13 protein-coding genes are annotated in these 13,918 nt (G+C 67.0%); 5 read left to right on the top strand and 8 right to left on the bottom strand.

What is annotated here, in order from left to right; genetic code table 11:
- Positions 1-48 precede the first annotated feature (48 nt).
- The 7 genes from IPI67_15975 to IPI67_15945 form a co-directional block, all read right to left on the bottom strand.
- Positions 49-1,827 (bottom strand): NADH-quinone oxidoreductase subunit H, encoded by a 1,779-nt coding sequence (locus tag IPI67_15975; protein MBK7581693.1) that lies wholly within the window; start codon positions 1,825-1,827, stop codon positions 49-51.
- Positions 1,824-3,422 (bottom strand): (2Fe-2S)-binding protein, encoded by a 1,599-nt coding sequence (locus tag IPI67_15970; protein MBK7581692.1) that lies wholly within the window; start codon positions 3,420-3,422, stop codon positions 1,824-1,826. The genes IPI67_15975 and IPI67_15970 overlap by 4 nt, the downstream gene beginning before the upstream one ends.
- Positions 3,423-3,436: 14 nt before the next feature.
- Positions 3,437-4,651, bottom strand: coding sequence for an NADH-quinone oxidoreductase subunit D (locus IPI67_15965; protein MBK7581691.1), 1,215 nt, complete (start codon positions 4,649-4,651; stop codon positions 3,437-3,439).
- A 1-nt stretch (position 4,652) separates the two neighbouring features.
- Positions 4,653-5,225 (bottom strand): NADH-quinone oxidoreductase subunit C, encoded by a 573-nt coding sequence (locus IPI67_15960; GenBank protein ID MBK7581690.1) that lies wholly within the window; start codon positions 5,223-5,225, stop codon positions 4,653-4,655.
- Between the two features lie 57 nt (positions 5,226-5,282).
- Entirely contained in the window at positions 5,283-5,864 is a 582-nt protein-coding gene (nuoB, locus tag IPI67_15955) for an NADH-quinone oxidoreductase subunit NuoB (GenBank protein MBK7581689.1), read from the bottom strand.
- The gene (ndhC, locus tag IPI67_15950; protein MBK7581688.1) at positions 5,852-6,211 is read right to left on the bottom strand and encodes an NADH-quinone oxidoreductase subunit A; all 360 of its coding nucleotides are present in this window, start codon (positions 6,209-6,211) and stop codon (positions 5,852-5,854) included. Before ndhC ends, nuoB begins: the two co-directional genes overlap by 13 nt.
- 214 nt (positions 6,212-6,425) lie before the next feature.
- Positions 6,426-7,538: a hypothetical protein gene (locus tag IPI67_15945; protein MBK7581687.1), complete on the bottom strand. Its 1,113-nt coding sequence runs from the start codon at positions 7,536-7,538 to the stop codon at positions 6,426-6,428.
- A gap of 95 nt (positions 7,539-7,633) precedes the next feature.
- Between IPI67_15945 and IPI67_15940 the strand changes: the two genes are divergently transcribed.
- The 5 genes from IPI67_15940 (at position 7,634) to IPI67_15920 (ending at position 12,164) form a co-directional block, all read left to right on the top strand.
- Positions 7,634-8,482, top strand: coding sequence for an MBL fold metallo-hydrolase (locus tag IPI67_15940; GenBank protein MBK7581686.1), 849 nt, complete (start codon positions 7,634-7,636; stop codon positions 8,480-8,482).
- Complete coding sequence (locus tag IPI67_15935; GenBank protein ID MBK7581685.1) at positions 8,475-8,852, top strand: GFA family protein; 378 nt, start codon at positions 8,475-8,477, stop codon at positions 8,850-8,852. The genes IPI67_15940 and IPI67_15935 overlap by 8 nt, the downstream gene beginning before the upstream one ends.
- Positions 8,812-9,915, top strand: coding sequence for an A/G-specific adenine glycosylase (gene mutY, locus IPI67_15930; protein ID MBK7581684.1), 1,104 nt, complete (start codon positions 8,812-8,814; stop codon positions 9,913-9,915). The genes IPI67_15935 and mutY overlap by 41 nt, the downstream gene beginning before the upstream one ends.
- A 166-nt stretch (positions 9,916-10,081) precedes the next feature.
- Entirely contained in the window at positions 10,082-10,489 is a 408-nt protein-coding gene (locus IPI67_15925) for an AhpC/TSA family protein (protein MBK7581683.1), read from the top strand.
- Between the two features lie 67 nt (positions 10,490-10,556).
- Entirely contained in the window at positions 10,557-12,164 is a 1,608-nt protein-coding gene (locus IPI67_15920) for a hypothetical protein (GenBank protein ID MBK7581682.1), read from the top strand.
- A 47-nt stretch (positions 12,165-12,211) separates the two neighbouring features.
- Here the strand turns inward: IPI67_15920 and IPI67_15915 are convergent, their stop codons facing one another.
- Complete coding sequence (locus IPI67_15915; protein ID MBK7581681.1) at positions 12,212-13,888, bottom strand: hypothetical protein; 1,677 nt, start codon at positions 13,886-13,888, stop codon at positions 12,212-12,214.
- Positions 13,889-13,918 lie beyond the last annotated feature (30 nt).

The raw sequence follows: 13,918 nt of genomic DNA, 5'->3' as shown, positions 1-13,918 counted from the left end.
TTCGGGCCGAGGGGGGTGTTCTTTTCGATGCTCATGTCATCCCTCGGCTCACGCGCCCATGCGGGCGGTACGGGTTCCGCCGAGCTGCGCCGCGAATTTCGCGGCAGTGCTCGACATGATGCGGCGCTTCTTCACCGGGCTCGTCACGAAGCGGATGAACCAGACCAACAGGCTGACGCCAGCGACCGCCACGACCACCTGGGTCACGTCCGCCGCGAGCTTCAGGCCCGCCTGCACGCTGGCGCTGGCGCCGGCGATGACGAGCATTACCAGGCCCGTGGCCAGAATGTTGAGCAACGACGCGGGCAACAGCTTGCGCCAGCCGAGGCGCATCAGCTGATCGTAGCGGAAGCGCGGCAGGGTCCAGCGGATCATCAGCTGCAGCCACGACAGGGCCACGACCTTGCCAATGAAGGTCAAGACGCCGATCACGATCACCGCGACATGGGACACCGACTGGTGCAAGAGCACTGTATCGCCCACCTGGATGTGCAGGCCCGAACGGTCGATGAACGGCAGGTGCCAGCCGCCCAGGAAGAGCACCGTCAAGAGCGCGCTCGACGCAACGACCGCCACGTATTCGGCAAAGAAGAACATCGCGAACTTCATGCCCGAGTACTCCGTGAAGTATCCGGCCACGAGCTCGCTCTCGCCCTCCGGCAGGTCGAACGGAATGCGCTTGGACTCCGCCACCGCCGCCGTGAAGAACAGCACGAAGGCCAGAGGCTGAACGAAGATGCCCCAGGTGTTCGCTGCCTGCCAGCGCACCATCTCGTCGATGCGCAGCGTGCCGTAGACCATGATGGCGCCCACGACCGTCAGACCGAGGGTCACCTCGTACGAGACCATCTGGCTTGCCGCACGCAGGCCGCCGAGCAGGCTGAACTTGTTGTCGCTCGCCCAACCCGCCAGCGCGGCGCCCACGATGCCCGTGCCGGCGATGGCGAAGAAGTAGAGAATGCCCACGTTCACGTCGAGCACCTGCAGCGGCACGGCACCCTCGGCGCACAGGCCCTCGCGCCCCACCACTCGCTGCAAGGCCGTCAGGTCGATGTGCCCCTGTTTCATGCCAAAACACAGCGTGTCGCCGAAAGGGACGACCGCCATCACGACCAGCGCTGGGAAGAACGAGATGATGGGCGCCAGGCTGTGCAGCAGCTTGTCGGAGTTCGGCGGGATGAAGTCTTCCTTCCAGATGGTCTTCAGCCCGTCCGCCGCCGGGTGGAGCAGGCCGAACAAGCGCAGGCCGACCTTGTCCACCGAATTGAAGGACCACGCCGCGTACCCGGCGGCGCCGACGAGCGCGGTCGCGAACACGGCCGGGCCGGCGCTCGAGCCGACCACGCGCAGGGCGCGGCCGATGTCGGTGCCCCGCAGCAAGGCAGCCGCGAGGAACGTGACCGCGTGCGCGCCGAGCCCCATCCACAGGATGCTGCGCGGATCACCGATGGTCTTCACCCAGCCGTCGAAGCTGTTCTTGACGCCCCGGCTCGCGACTCGGCCCCCGATGGCCAAGGACCCCGCCCACAGCGCGAAGATCGCCAAGTGACTGAAGACCATCGCCCGTCCCAGACTCTGCGCGCCTTCGACCTTGTGGGTGTAGACGTAACCGACGACAGCGACGGCAATCAAGATCGCGGGGGTCAGCACCATGCCCTGCGCGACTCGCCGGGGCAGCCAGGCCACCGCGCGGTTCGGACCCACGCGGTCGTTGATCATGGCGCCCTGGCGACGATCGGCCCAGGTCAGCACCACCGCCACGTTCATGCCGAACATGACCATGAACAAGGCCTTGCCGGCGGCCAATGCAACGAGTTCTAAGCTCATGCCTCTGCTCCCGTCGCTACCGCCACCGCAGCACCCGCCTCGGGCGCCATGGCTTTCCTCACCTGTGACAGGCGCGTCCACGCCATCGGCAGCTCGAGGGCCTGGGCCACGAGCGCCGTCAGCTTCCACGCCGGCAGGCTGTCGCCCTTCGGGTCGATGGCTTTTTCACTCTCCTGCGCCACGCCCTTGGCGTTGACGAACGTCCCGTCACTCTCCGCCCAGCTCGACGCGGGCAAGACCGCCGTGGCGTGTTTGGCGAGCGGTCCCTCGTGTGTCGCGAAGGTCACGAGCCCCTGCAGCTTGCCGAGGGCGTCGGTCTTCTCCGCATCGCTCGAGTAGGAGCCGAGGGCGAGCACGTGGGTGATCTGCCCAGCGTGGATGTCCTTGGCGAGCTCGGTGAAGGACATCGGCGGCGAGCTGGTGCAGAGCTCGGTGACGCCGGCCGTGTTCGGGTTTCGGTCCGCATGTTTGAGCACGGCATCCCCCAGGCCCGCGGCGCGCCCGCTGACGTAGATGTGTCCGGTCCCGAGGTAGTCTCTTGCCAGCCGCAGGAGCGCGAAGTTGTCCTCGTTGGAGTGCTGCGCGGAGAGCACGACGCCCAGGCGATCCGGCTCGACGCCGGAGAGAATGCCGCTCGCCTTCTCGATGGCGTCCGCGAGTGTGGTCTTCTTGCCGCGGACTCGCGCCTTCAGCACCCGGTTCTCGTTGATGCGACGGTAGTCGAGCATGCCCTCGTCGCACATCCAGTGCTGGTTCACGGCCATGTTCTCCCGCGGCCGGTAGCGATACACGGTGTGATCGCGCGGATCGAAATCCGTGAACGAGTTGCAGCCTGTGGCGCAGCCCGTGCACACCGACTCGACGCTGCGCAGGAACCAGACGCGGGCCTTGAAGCGGAAATCCCGGGCCGTCAGCGCGCCGACCGGGCACACGTACTCGGTCATCAGCGTGTAGGCGTTGTCGAGCTCGCGGCCGGGGGCCAGCACGATCTCGGAGACGTTTCCGCGCTCCCGCTTCTCGAGCACCGGGTCCTTGGCGACCTCCTCGCAGAAGCGCACACAGCGCGTGCACACGATGCAACGCTCGGCGTCGTAGACGATGGTGGGCCCGAACACGACACCCTTCGGCTTGTGCACGATCTCGTCGTGCATGCGCTTCTTGGTGCCCTGGTGCTCCAGCCAGTAGTCCTGCAGCCGGCACTCGCCGGCCTGATCGCAGATCGGGCAGTCGACCGGGTGGTTCAAGAGCAGGAGCTCCTGCACCGAGCTTCGCGCCCGGCTCACGTGCTCACTTTGCGAGCTCAAGACCTCCATGCCCTCGCCGGCCGCTTGCTGGCACGACGGCACGAGCTTGGGTTTCTTGGCCGGCACGTAGTCTTGTTTCTCGGCGTCCCACTCGAGCACGTCGAGCAGCATCGCCTTCCTGCCGGGGGGCGGCAGCAGCTCCACCAGGCACATGCGGCAGTTGGCCGCGACGCTGAGCCCGGGGTGCCAGCAATAGTGCGGAATGTCGACCCCGGCGCGGCGGGCCGCGCTGATGATCGTCTCACCCGGCTCGAACGGGATCTCGCGTCCGTCCAGCTTGAAGTTAGGCATGCGCAGTTCCTCGCTTACCGATCACACTCGCCACCAATCATGTTGAGCGACCCGAAACACGGGATCACATCGGCGACCATCGAACCGGTGATGAGCTTCTCCAGCCCGCCGGTCGCGTAGAAACAGGGAGGACGAATGCGCACGCGCCAAGGCGTGCCGCTGCCGTCACTGACCAGATAGAAGCCGAGCTCGCCGTTGCCGCCCTCGGTGTAGCTGTAGACCTCGCCGGCGGGGATCTTCAGCCCCTCCATCACGATCTTGAAGTGGCGAATCGTACCCTCGATGGTCGAGTAGACCTCGTCCTTCGGCGGCAGCATGACGCGCGGATCGTCTACGTTCACCGGTCCCGAGTCCGGCATGCGGTCGAGGCACTGCTCGATGATGCGTGCGCTCTGCTCCATCTCCTCGATGCGCACCATGAAGCGGTCGAAACAGTCGCTGGCGCTGCCGACCGGCACCTCGAACTCGACCTCCGAGTACTTGAGGTAGGGGCTGGATTTGCGCACGTCGTAGGCAACACCGGCGGCCCGCAGGCAGGGTCCGGTCCAGCCGAGCGAGAGCGCATCTTCGACCGAGATCACCCCGACGCCCTCGAGCCGATCGAGGAAGATGCGGTTGCCGAGCAAGAGGCGCTTCACCTCGTCCATGACGTGACGGATGTGCGCGACCACGAGCCGGGAGTGCTCCTTGAAGTCCGGAGTGGGCGGGGCCGCCATGCCGCCGACTCGGCCGAAGCTGTGGGTGAGACGTGCGCCCGTCTCCTCCTCCATGATGTCCCAGATCATCTCCCGGGCCTTCACCATCCAGAGGAACGGCGTGAACGCACCGAGCTCCATGGCCATGGCACCGTCGCAGGTCAGGTGGTCCGAGATACGAGCCAGCTCACCGAGAGCCATGCGGTACCACTGGCAACGCTCCGGCACCTCGATGCCGAGCATCTTCTCGCAGGCCAGCGAGAAACCCACGTTGTTGAGCATGGGCGAGACGTAGTTGCAGCGATCGACGTAGGGGTAGACCTGCGTCCAGGTGCCGCGCTCACACATCTTCTCGAAGCCGCGGTGCAGGTAGCCCACCTGCACGTCGCAGCGCTCGATGGTCTCTCCGGACAGCTCCATCACGATGCGCACGGTGCCGTGCATGGCCGGATGGGAAGGACCGACGTTGATCAACATCGGCTCGGCAGCGAGCTCGAGCTCCGTCTCGTCGAGATCTCGATCGAGGGGTTCCATCTCAGTCCTCCCCTTGAGTGAAATCGTGCGTTTGGCGCCCGAAACTCATGCCTTCGTGGTGGTCGAAAGGCGGCAGCTTGTCGATGTTTTCGACCTCGCGGTACGGCACCAGGGGCTGGATGCGCGCGGCTGGATAGTCGCGGCGCAGCGGGTGCCCGATGAACTCCGGGTAGGTCAGGATGCGACGCAGATCGGGGTGGCCCTTGAAGCTCACGCCGAACATGTCCCAGGCCTCCCGCTCCGACCAGTTGGCCGAGGCCCAGAGGCCCGAGAGGGAGTCGATCTCGGCCCCCTCGCCGTCCCGATCACCCACACGCGCCTTGAGCCGCAGCCGCTGCCCCTTCGACAGCGAGTGCAGGTGCACGACCACGTCGAAGCGCGGCTCGCGGTCGGGATGGTCCACACACGTCAGGTCGACGAGCATCTCCATCGCCAGCTGTTGCCTGGCAAACTCCGCGACCACCAACCACCACGCGGGGTCGACGACCACGGTGTCGTCGCCGTGCTGGGAGTGCGTCTCCAGAACGGCGTCCGGGAATTCGAGCTTGATCAGTTGGAGCAGGGCTTTGGCCATCGAGGCTTCCTCGCGGGCGCGCACCGGAAGTCTGCCCGGTGTCGCCGCGTGTTCTGGTCAACCATGCTTCGAGCGCCGGATCTGCACGACACCCATGTCGGGGCGCGTCACCGGATCGAGGCGGGGCTTCACGATGCCGGGACGACGGTCGCCCGACTGGATCTTGTCTTGGAGGAGCATCAGACCGTCGAGCACCGCCTCCGGGCGGGGCGGACAGCCGGGGATGTAGACGTCGGCGGGGATGATCTTGTCGATGCCCGCGACACACGCGTAATTGTCGTAAAAACCCCCGACAGACGCGCAGGTTCCGAAGGCGAGCACCCATTTTGGCTCGGCCATTTGTTCGTAGATGCGCTTCAAGATCGGCGCCTGGCGCTGAACGATGGTGCCGACCACCCACAGGAGATCACTCTGGCGAGGTGAGAAGCGCGGGGCTTCCGCGCCAAAGCGCGAGTGATCGTAGCGCGGGCTCGAGACCGCCATGAACTCCATGCCACAGCACGCCGTGACAAACGGGTACATGAAGAGCGAGTACTTCTGGGCCCAGGCCAGGAGGTCGTCGAACTTGGTCGTCGCAAAGCCTTGCCCCGACCCGGTGTCGAGCACCTCTTGAACCGAAGGCGACTTCAGCTCTCCCATTCCAGCGCTCCCTTCTTCCAGCAGTAAACCAGCGCTACCAGGAGCGCGACGATGAACCCGAGCATGGTGACGAAGCCGGTCCAGCCGAGCCCCTTGAACAGGGCCGCCCACGGGTAGATGAAGACCGCTTCGATGTCGAAGACCACGAACAGGATGGCCGTCAGGTAGAACTTGACGCTCAAGCGCACGCCCCGGGTGCCGGCGGTGTCGTTGCCGCACTCGAAGGGCATCTGTTTCTCGGCGTTCGGGTTCTTGGGACCGAGGTACTGGCCGCCCAAGAACATCACCGCGCAGATCCCCGCGGCGATCGCGAACATGATGAACATCGGCAGGTAGAGCTCGACCATCTTTACGTTGTCGCCTTCCGTGGCGTTCACGCGCCCTCCGACCAGGGCAGCCCACGAGACGTAACTCGCGGAAATTTCGCGTGAACGCCCGGTCGTGTACCACAAGCCCGGGGCCCGAGCCTAGCCCCAGAACGGCCCGTCGCTCGCGCCGGTCGGCTCATGGGCCGAGGGCTATTGGGCGAGCCTTCCGGGCCCGCGCGACAGGGCGCCGAGTTCAGCTCTCCCCGACGAGCTTTCGCCAGCCGTCGAGGGTGGGTCCGAGACCCTTCTTGATGCGCTCGAGGCTGATATCGAGGGTCGAGCCGTTGACCCCCGCTGCCTGGGCCTCGAGCACCGCTCCGTAGGCCGCAACGAGGCGCCCGCGAGCTGCGAGCGCCCGGGCCAGCAGCGGCCAGACCCGCGCGCCCTCCGCCCCGAGGTTCATCGCCCGCCGAAGCGGTCCAATCGCTTCGCCGTGACGTTCGCTCTTCACCATGGATTCGCCGAGGCGCAGATAGATCTCCGGGGCCGCGGGCCCATCCCCCGCGTACTGGATCGCGAGCCGCAGGATCTCTTCGCCCTTCTGCACCTCCGAGAGCGCGATGCAGGCAGAGCCCAGGTAACCCAGGCCCCGGGAGATCAGCGCCCGTGTGTCCGGGGCAAGCAGCTGTCCTTCCGGTGTGCGGAGGAAGATCGCGAGGGGCGCCGGCCAGGCTCCGAGCAGCTCGATGACCCGCAGGGACTCGCCGCGCTTTTCTGCCGCCTCGGCCTCGGTGATGCGCCCGAGATCGATGGCGCTCCGCCCACCGCGCTGGATACGATCGAGCTCTTCTCGAACGTGGGTGCGGATGCGCGCCCGAAGCTCGCCGAGCTCGTACCGCTCTTCGATGCCATCGTGCAGGAGATCGACGTGAGACTCGCCTGCTTCGATCGTCAGCTTGGTCAGGCTGTAGCCGTAGAGCGGCGACAGCAGCAGGTACCGCACTCCCACGTGCAGCTGCACGGCCTCGGTGTCGGTGGGGCGCGCGGGGGGCGGCGCGATGGGTTCTTCGGTCACCAGCGCGGCGACCAACCGGCGGCGGAAATCTGCCAGCGTGAGGCGCTGTGTGTCCGCGTCATTCACCTCGGCGTCCGGCGCACCGACCACGAAATCGACCAGCGTGTTGTCGGGATTTCGGCGATCGACGGTGAGCGCGGTGATGCGGGCGCCGGTGATCATGGCAAAGGCGAAGAAGCGCGCGCCAATGATGTCGCACAGGGCCTGAAAGCTGCCGATGCTCTCCCCGATACGCTCGAACCAGCCATCCGTGCGGATGGACTCGAGCTGGTATTCGGTCGGGGGGGCCATGCCTTGGAAGCGAGCTTAGCGCGCCGGGGCTCGCGGGCGAAGGGTTTCGTGCGCGTCTCCACGCTGAGCGAATGGGCTGCTAGGCTGGCCCGCGCATGCAGGTCCACCACCTCAACTGCGCGACCCTGTGCCCGTACGGTGGTCGACTCCTGTCAGGGTCGGGGACCCTCACCGGACGGGCGCGCCTGGTCTGTCACTGTCTGCTCGTCGAGACTTCGAGCGGCCTCGTGCTGGTCGACTCGGGGCTCGGGCTTCTGGACCTGCGGGCGCCGGAGCGCAGCATCGGCCGCGGATTCGTGTTCGCCTTCAATCCGGCTCTCGACCCGGCGGAGACGGCACTGCATCAGGTCGAACGCCTGGGCTTCGCTCGCGCCGACGTGCGCCACATCGTACTCACGCACCTCGACCTGGATCACGCCGGCGGCATCACGGATTTTCCTGATGCGACGGTGCACCTCCACGCGGCGGAGCTGCAGGCGGCGCGCCGCCCGAAGACTCGCCTCGAGCGCCTGCGCTACGCCCAAGCACAGTGGGCGCACGACCCGAACTTTGCCGAGTATCGCGAGACGGGGGAGCCGTGGTTCGGCTTCGATTGTGTGCGCGACCTGCGCGGACTGCCACCGGAGATCTTGCTCATCCCCCTGCAGGGCCACACGCGAGGCCACGCGGGCGTTGCCGTGCAGACGTCGGGACGCTGGCTCTTGCACGCCGGAGACGCCTACTTTCATCGCGACGAGATGGCGCCCGACCGACGCCGTTGCCCGCCGCTCTTCGACGCCTTCCAGCGCATCAACGAGATCGACGGGCGGGCGCGCATGCGGAACCAGGAGCGCTTGCGGGCGCTCTGCCGGGAGAGCGCCGCCGAGGTGCGTGTGTTCTCGGCCCATGATCCGGTCGAGTTCGAGCGCTGCCTGGAGCGCGCGCCCAAGAGCGCCGATGCCTGACGCGGTCTGGGTCGAGGGCGGGTGTCACTGCGGCGCCGTGGGATTTCGCGTGCGGATCCGCCACTGGCGTGCCCTCGACTGCAATTGCTCCATCTGCGCAAAAAAAGGCTTCGAGCACCTGATCGTGCCGCCGGAAGATTTCCAGCTCGTGGAGGGACAGGCCAGCCTCAGCAGCTACCGCTTCAATACCGGAGTCGCGGAGCACCGCTTCTGCACCACCTGCGGCGTTCACCCATTCTACACGCCGCGCTCACACCCCGATCAGATTGACGTGAACGTGCGCTGTCTCGACGAGGATGCCCGCGCGCGCTTCCAGAAGACCGCATTCGATGGCCAGCGCTGGGAAGACAACATCGAAACGATCCGCTGACGCCGCGCGGCCGTCCAAGCTCGCGACCGAGCTTTGCGCGTGGTACCGCAAACACGCGCGGGATTTGCCCTGGCGTAGCAGCCGGGACCCCTACACGATCTGGGTCAGCGAGGTGATGCTGCAGCAGACGCGCGTGGCGACCGTGATCCCGTATTTCGAGACCTGGATGCGGCGGTTCCCGGACGTCGAACGGCTGGCTCAGGCGGACGAGCACGACGTGCTGCATGCGTGGCAGGGCCTCGGTTATTACTCGCGGGCGCGCAGCCTCAGAGCGGGCGCCCAGGCGGTGATGGCGGAGCACGCTGGGCGCGTCCCGTCGAGCGTCGAGGCGCTCCGTTCGCTGCCCGGCGTCGGTCCCTACACCGCCGGCGCCATCGCCAGCATTGCTTTCGGTGCGCAGGCGGCAATCGTGGATGGCAACGTCGTGCGGGTGCTCTGCCGCTTGTTCGGGCTCGCGGGAGATCCTGCGCGCGCACCGCTGAAATCCGAGCTCTGGCGCCGCGCCGCCGCGCTCGTTCCCGAGCGCGATCCGGGGACCTTCAACCAAGCCCTGATGGAGCTCGGTGCGACGGTGTGCACGCCCAAATCGCCACGCTGTGAGCTCTGCCCGTGGCGTCAGCCTTGTGTGGCCCGGGCGCTCGGGCGCCAGACCGAGCTGCCAGAGCTCGCGCGCCGTGTCGCGGTCACCGAAGTGCGGGCGGCGGCTGCGGTGGTGAGCCATCGTGGGTGCTTCCTCGTCATGCGAGCGGCCGCGGACGCCCCGCGCTGGGCAGGCATGTGGCAGTTTCCGAACACCGAGCTCCGCGCCGGTGAGTCGGCAAGCGCCGCCGCGCTCCGAGCCGTGCACGAGCACACCGGCCAGGTTGTGACGGCGGACCGTGACCTGCTCTCCGTCACCCACTCGGTGACGCGATTCAGGATCGTGCTGGAGGTGATCGCGTGCTCGTGTGAGCGGCGCGCCCGCGGCGACGGGCTCGCCTGGAAACGGCTCGCAGAGCTCGACACTCTCGCGTTACCCGCGGCGCACCGGCGGATCGCCCGTGCGCTCAGCAGCGAAAGCTGAGAGTGCGGTCCGAGTCCACCGATGTTAAGTCTGCCAGCATGTCCGTCCCCGTCATGCCGACCGAGCTCCTGCTGCACCGCCCCTCCGGCGAACGGGTCGCGCTCCAGTCCTTGTGGGCGAACGGGCCGATCGTGCTGTCTTTCGTGCGCCACTTTGGCTGACTGCTTTGCCACGAGCAGGCCGCGCAGTTGCGCGGCGCACTCCCGAAATCGAGCGCCGCGGTGCCGAGCTCGCCATCATCGGCAACGGTAGCCCCGCGCAGGCGGGCTTCGCCGCGGATCAGGACCTGACCGGGCGAGTCTTCACTGACCCCGCACGTGCCGTGTATCGCGCGCTCGGCATGCGCGACGGGCTGCGGTCGACCTTCAATCCACGCGTGCTGGCGAATGCCGCTCGGGCCTGGTCCAAGGGTTTCCGCCAGAAGCGGACGCAAGGTGACCCTCTGCAGCAGGGCGGAGTGCTGCTCGTGGACGGATCGGGCAACATCGTCTTTTCGCACCTGAGCCAGGTGGCTGGGGATCATCCAAGCCTCGAAGTGCTCCTGCGCGCGCTCGACAAGCTCGCTGGCGCCTAGCCGTGCGACGACGCCGACAGCCGGCTGAGCCGCCCGCGCCGCGCGCTGAGGCGCGCAGGCGCGAACAATGCGCGGGGACTTCGAGCACCGAGGAGCGCTGCACGAGCGCCGTGATACCCTGGGGCCGAATGCCGTCGACCTCGAAACTGTCGGTCGCTCCGTTCAGGCGAGCGCGTCCGTGTTTGCGTCGCTGCTCGCGCTGCCCACGCTCGGGCTGGCGGTCAGCCATTGTTCGTCCACCGCGCGCAACCACTCGAGCCCGCCGACCGGCGGGTCCGGCGGCGCAGCGGGACAGGCTGGAGCAGGCGGGAATGGCGGTGCGGGAAACACGGGCGGAACGGCTGCCAGCGACGCGGGCCTCGGCGGCGCCGACGCCGGCTCCCCCGCCCCCAAGCTGGTCTCGACCCATCTCGGCAAGAGCCCCTCGGACCAGTTCGTGTCCCACATCGCCATCAGCCCGAGCAGTGAGCACCTCTACGTGTCGGGCTACCGCAACGCCGGCAAGGAGGGGTTCGTCGCAGAGTTTGCGAGCGCGAGCGCGCCGGAGCTGAACCGCCGCAGCTTTCCTTCGCCGAACGGCGCCTTCTACCTCTCCAGCGTCGTGATCGACGGCAACGACGAGCTCGAGTTGGTGGGCATGTTCACCAAGGACGTGAACATCGCCGGGCAGATTTCGACCGAAGCTGCAAGCAATGGCTTCGCCGGCGTGGTCGCGCGGGTCTTGCCAACTCCCGACGGCGGCATGAGCGCCACGTCGTTCTCCATCGCGGGTCCCGGCGATCAGATGCAGCGCGACAACGCGCCGTTCGGCACGGGCAGCGTGTCCGTCGGCCACTTCGCGGGCACGACAGAGGTGCACGGCCAATCACTGAGCGCCACCGGCGGTCCCGACGCGCTCGTGTCGATCGATTTTCAGGGTGTGACGGCGGGCAAACACGCGGCCTTTGGCGGCGCCGGAGCGCAGTACTTCTTTGGGGTCGTCGCCGACGGCAGCAGCGAAGTCTTTGCGGTCGGCGAGTCGCCCGACACCGGGACCTCGCTCAATGTCATCGCGGGAACGAACCAGCTCGCGAGCGTGGTCTGTTTCGACAACCAGCTGCAGCAGAAATGGGCGAAAGGCCTGGGCAGCGGCTCGAATGACTCGTTCTTCGACGTCGCCCTGTCGCCGACGGAAGCACCACCGTTCCTGGTCGCGGTCGGCGTCACCAAGGGCGCCATCCAACTGCCGGGCGGCAAGCTCCTCGAATATTCTGGCGGCGAGGACGCGCTGGTCGCCCGCTTCGACAAGAGCGGAAATCTCGATTGGGCGCGCAGCTTCGGCGGCGGCGCCGACGACCGGGCATTTTCCGTCGCCGTCACGAAGACCGGCGACATCTTCGTGGCGGCTCAGATCAAGAGCGCGAGCCTCGACGTCGGCGGGGCGACCTTGCAGAAACACGGCGGCGTGTCCGATGGGCTGCTGCTCCGCCTCGACGCGGCCGGCAACGTGCTCTGGGCAGAGCTCGTCGGCGGCGCCGGCGAGGACGGATTCAACTCCCTGGCCATCGGACCGAGCGGACAGCTCGCCCTAGCGGGCCGCTTCCAGGGTGAGTTCCAGTTCCTCGGCAAGACGATCACCGGCGCTCCCCTCACCGACAAGGTCTGGGATTTTGCGCTGCTCGTGCTCGACCCCTGAAGCGCCGCGGCCTCATGCCACGGCGCTCTGCCCAGCTCACGCTCGCTTCAGCCGCACTGGGCGGTGTAGTCCCCGCAGCAGTCGCCGTAGTTCGTGCAGGAGGTGTCGCAGTAACACTTCGGCGTGCTGTTCGGCACCGGTGATGCCTCGCCGCAGTGACCGGCGCAGGACGCCGCGCTCGACGTTCCGCCCGCTCCGCCACTCGCGCCGCCCGCTCCGCCCGCACCGCCACCCGCAGCGCCACCGCTGGCCCCGCCGGCTCCGCCACCGGCAGCGCCACCGCTGGCCCCGCCGGCTCCACCGCCCGCAGCGCCGCCGCTCGCACCACCCGCGCCGCCACCCGCAGCGCCACCGGCACCACCAGCTCCGCCACTGCCACCCGTGCCGCTGCACAGCGAGCCTTGCGGCGCGTAACAGTTGTCCCGCACACCGCTGGCGCCGAAGGTCGAGTCCCCGACGCGGTTGCGAATGGCGAGCAAGATGTCACGCCAGTTGGCGTTGTTGTTGTGTGACAGCGCCCAGTCGATCTTGGCGAACACCGGGCCTGCGATCTCGTTCGCGTCCGCGCTCACCTCGACGACGCTGGACACCAGGTCGAGTTTGTCCCAGCCCTTCTTGCCCGCGAGGATCGGCTGCACGTAGTACTCGTAGCCGAGGCAGCCGCCATAGATGTAGATCTGGTAGAAGTCCGGGTACTTCGGCTTCGCCCAAAAGTCGCTGGCGCCGAGCATGCTGTGACCGTCGTAGACGACGATCTCGTGCTCCCCGATGGCCTTCTGGAAGTTGGGGAAGTGCGCAAAATCCGAGAGCCCGGAGAAGTCGGTCGGTGCGTAGAGATCGATCTCGAAATCGGCCTCGCCAATGTGCTTGGAGAAACGCCGTCCCACCGGCGCGGGAGTGACTTCGGAGTAGCCAGCCTGTTTCAGCCAGTTCGCCATGGTTTTCATGTTGCGAACGCCGGTCTCCGAGTCGTCGATCGGGCCGTCGCCGATTTGACCAAACAGCACCACGGCGGTGATCTTCTTGTCTGCCAGGAGCTGGTCGAATTCGGGGTAGGTCTTCTGGGACTCCGCGAACATCTTCGACACGGTCAGCTTCAGCTGCTGCGTGGGTAGGGTGCAGCCGCTCTTTTCCGGGTTCCACATGTACCAGTACACGGACTGGCTCAAAGAGATGTGCCCGTCGTGGTTGGCGCACTTGTCGCCGGCGTCGCTCATCACCGTGAACGGATTGATCGGCACCGTGGCCTCGAATACCGTCCCTTGTGTGACCCCGTTCTTCGCGCTGTTCAGCAGCACGGCGTTGACCCGCTTCATGCGGAAGTGGGTCAGCTTCGCTTTGTCCACACTCGCGGCGTCTGCCGCGGTGATCCAGTTGCCGTCGACCAACCACTCGACGCGGTCCTTCGACGTCGAATCCTCCGCCAGTGACTCGAGGTAGAACTCGCCACGCTCGCGCAGGAAGGTGGTCGCGAACTGACTCACGAAGGCCGGCGACTCGAGCAAGCGATAGGCCGGGGCCTGCACGTCGGCTTCGAGATCGACCTCGACCTCGATACCGTCGGGGTTCAAGTAGGCGGTGTCCGCCTTCCCCGAAGGGGTCTGGTCCTGAAGGAAGGGGTTCGGGCCGCCGGTGTCGCCCCCTCCGGAGCCTCCGTCGCTCGAAGAGCACGCCAGCAAGATCGCAGGAACCAGGGCGGAGTAAGCAATTCGGCGGAACGACATGGGTCAGGCCTCCCGTTCAGGTAGGATATA

The organism is Myxococcales bacterium, from assembly GCA_016706225.1.
Taxonomy (GTDB): domain Bacteria; phylum Myxococcota_A; class Polyangia; order Polyangiales; family Polyangiaceae; genus JADJKB01.
Note: the sequence above shows the minus strand (reverse complement) of the source record. Positions and strands in the feature narration are given on the sequence as shown.

What these genes read in the sequence shown, in the direction of transcription:
- IPI67_15975 (MBK7581693.1), bottom strand. Translation starts at nt 1,827, where the DNA reads ATGAGCTTAGAACTCGTTGCATTGGCCGCCGGCAAGGCCTTGTTCATG.
- IPI67_15970 (MBK7581692.1), bottom strand. Translation starts at nt 3,422, where the DNA reads ATGCCTAACTTCAAGCTGGACGGACGCGAGATCCCGTTCGAGCCGGGT.
- IPI67_15965 (MBK7581691.1), bottom strand. Translation starts at nt 4,651, where the DNA reads ATGGAACCCCTCGATCGAGATCTCGACGAGACGGAGCTCGAGCTCGCT.
- IPI67_15960 (MBK7581690.1), bottom strand. Translation starts at nt 5,225, where the DNA reads ATGGCCAAAGCCCTGCTCCAACTGATCAAGCTCGAATTCCCGGACGCC.
- nuoB (MBK7581689.1), bottom strand. Translation starts at nt 5,864, where the DNA reads ATGGGAGAGCTGAAGTCGCCTTCGGTTCAAGAGGTGCTCGACACCGGG.
- ndhC (MBK7581688.1), bottom strand. Translation starts at nt 6,211, where the DNA reads ATGGTCGAGCTCTACCTGCCGATGTTCATCATGTTCGCGATCGCCGCG.
- IPI67_15945 (MBK7581687.1), bottom strand. Translation starts at nt 7,538, where the DNA reads ATGGCCCCCCCGACCGAATACCAGCTCGAGTCCATCCGCACGGATGGC.
- IPI67_15940 (MBK7581686.1), top strand. Translation starts at nt 7,634, where the DNA reads ATGCAGGTCCACCACCTCAACTGCGCGACCCTGTGCCCGTACGGTGGT.
- IPI67_15935 (MBK7581685.1), top strand. Translation starts at nt 8,475, where the DNA reads ATGCCTGACGCGGTCTGGGTCGAGGGCGGGTGTCACTGCGGCGCCGTG.
- mutY (MBK7581684.1), top strand. Translation starts at nt 8,812, where the DNA reads ATGGCCAGCGCTGGGAAGACAACATCGAAACGATCCGCTGACGCCGCG.
- IPI67_15920 (MBK7581682.1), top strand. Translation starts at nt 10,557, where the DNA reads ATGCGCGGGGACTTCGAGCACCGAGGAGCGCTGCACGAGCGCCGTGAT.
- IPI67_15915 (MBK7581681.1), bottom strand. Translation starts at nt 13,888, where the DNA reads ATGTCGTTCCGCCGAATTGCTTACTCCGCCCTGGTTCCTGCGATCTTG.